Source organism: Nonomuraea zeae (assembly GCF_005889725.1).
Taxonomy (GTDB): Bacteria; Actinomycetota; Actinomycetes; order Streptosporangiales; family Streptosporangiaceae; genus Nonomuraea; species Nonomuraea zeae.
This window is the reverse complement of record NZ_VCKX01000622.1, coordinates 1-2134: the sequence shown is the minus strand read 5'-3', so window position 1 is coordinate 2134 and position 2134 is coordinate 1. Positions and strand designations below refer to the sequence as shown.

General features: G+C 71.7%; 1 protein-coding gene. It reads right to left on the bottom strand.

Annotated features, from left to right (window positions below):
• Positions 1 to 2134: condensation domain-containing protein (locus ETD85_RS61845; RefSeq protein WP_138699024.1), on the bottom strand; the 2134-nt coding region annotated here is incomplete at both ends.

The following is a 2134-nucleotide window of genomic DNA, read 5'->3' as shown; positions in this document are numbered from 1 at the left end:
ACCGCCACCACCAGATCGGCACCCCGATCCAGACACACCCCCACCACCGACTCAGCCCCGACACCCTCGCCGATCAAAACATGAGCCAGCCGATTCGCCCGCTCATCCAACTCGGCGTAAGTGACCTCCTCCGAGGCCACGAGCGCCACCGCATCCGGCCGACGCACCACCTGAGCCTCGAACAACTCCACCACCGGCACGCCGAGCCCATCGGCCGCCGTGGCGTTCCACTCCTCCACCACCCAACGCCGCTCGTGCTCCCCGAGCAGGTCAACCTCGCTCAGCCGTGTCCGCGTGTCAGTGCCGACGGTCTCCAACACCCGCACCCAATACCGCGCGATCCGCTCAGCCCACTCAGGATCGAACAGATCGCTAGCAACCGTCACCGACCCCCGCACCCCAGCCGGCGCCCCCTCACCGTCGAACGCCTCGCTGACCATCACGTCAAGGTCGAACTTGGCCGCCCGCTCGCCCGCCGACGCGGCTCCCGGCCGGACGACGGGCAGGTTCAGTGCCGCGCCGACGGTGTCGCCCTTGGTCAGCACCACCTGGAACAGCGGGTGGCGGGCCATCGACCGCGACGGCGCCAGCTCCTCCACCAACCGCTCGAACGGCACGTCCTGATGAGCGAACGCCGCCAGACTCCGCTCCCTGACCCGCCCCAGCAGTGCGCGGAACTCCGGATCGCCGGACAGGTCGGCCCGTACGACCAGCGTGTTGACGAAGCAGCCGATCAGATCCTCCAGCGCCACGTCCGTCCGGCCCGCGTTCGCCGACCCGATCGGGACGTCCGTGCCGGCGCCGAGCCGCGACAGCAGCACCGCCAGCGCGGCCTGCAGCACCATGAACACCGTCACGCCCTCGGCACGGGCCACCTCGACGAGCCGCGCGTGCACCTCGGCCGGCACCAGCAACGGCACGCTGTGACCCCGGTGGGAGGCGACGGCGGGACGCGGCCGGTCGAACGGCAGCGCCAGCTCCTCCGGCGCCCCCGCCAAAGCCTCCCGCCAGTACGCGACCTGGCGCGCGATCAGGCTGTCCGGGTCGGCTTCGTCGCCGAGGAGTTCGCGCTGCCACAGGGTGTAGTCGGCGTACTGCACCGGCATCGGCTCCCACGCCGGGGCGCGCCCTTCGCGGCGGGCCGCGTACGCCAGCGAGAAGTCACGCGCCAGCGGCGCCCTCGACCAGCCGTCGCTGGCGATGTGGTGGATCACCACGACCAGGACCCGCTGATCGAACAACCACGCCCGGATCGGCACCTCCGTAGTGAGGTCGAAGGCGTATTCCGTGGCGCCGGCAACGGCCTCGTCTACGTCAGGAACGCCGGCGACCGTCAGGGTCCAGTCCAGCTCGTCCAGGGGCACGACGTGCTGGTACGGCTCGCCGTCCGCGACGGGGAAGACCGTCCGCAGCACCTCGTGCCGCTCGATCACGTCCCGCAGGGCCAGGCCGAGCGCCTCCTGATCGACCTCGTCCGCCAGGCGCAGCACGATCGGCACGTTGTAGGTCGCGCTGCGCCCTTCGAGCTGGCCGATGAACCACAACCGCCGCTGCGCGAACGACAACGGCACCCGCTCCGGCCGTTCCCTCGCCGCCAATCCGACCCGTGCCGCGTCCGCGTCGCCCAGCCGGGCTGCCAGCCGGGCCACCGTCGGCGCCTCGAACAACGCCCGCAGCGGCATCTCGACGCCGAGCACCGATCGGACGCGGCTGGCGAGCCGGACCGCGAGCAGGGAGTGGCCACCGAGCGCGAAGAAGTCGTCGTCCACACCGACGCTCTCCAGGCCGAGCACCTGTGCGAACACGGCGCAGAGAATCTCCTCCCGCACGTCGGCCGGGCCTCGTCCCGCTTGGGCGGTGCGGTCGGGGGCGGGCAGGGCTTTGCGGTCGAGCTTGCCGTTGGCGCTCAGCGGCAGCGCGTCCAGAACGACCGTGGCGGCAGGCACCATGTAGGACGGCAACCGGTCCGCGACGAACGCCCGCACCGATTCGGCCAGCCCCGCCCCGTCCCCGGCGGGAACGGCGTAAGCGACCAGACGCTTGTCACCCGGCGTGTCCTCACGAGCCACCACCACCGCCCGAGCCACACCCGGATGAGCGGCCACCGCCGCCTGCACCTCACCCAACTCGATCC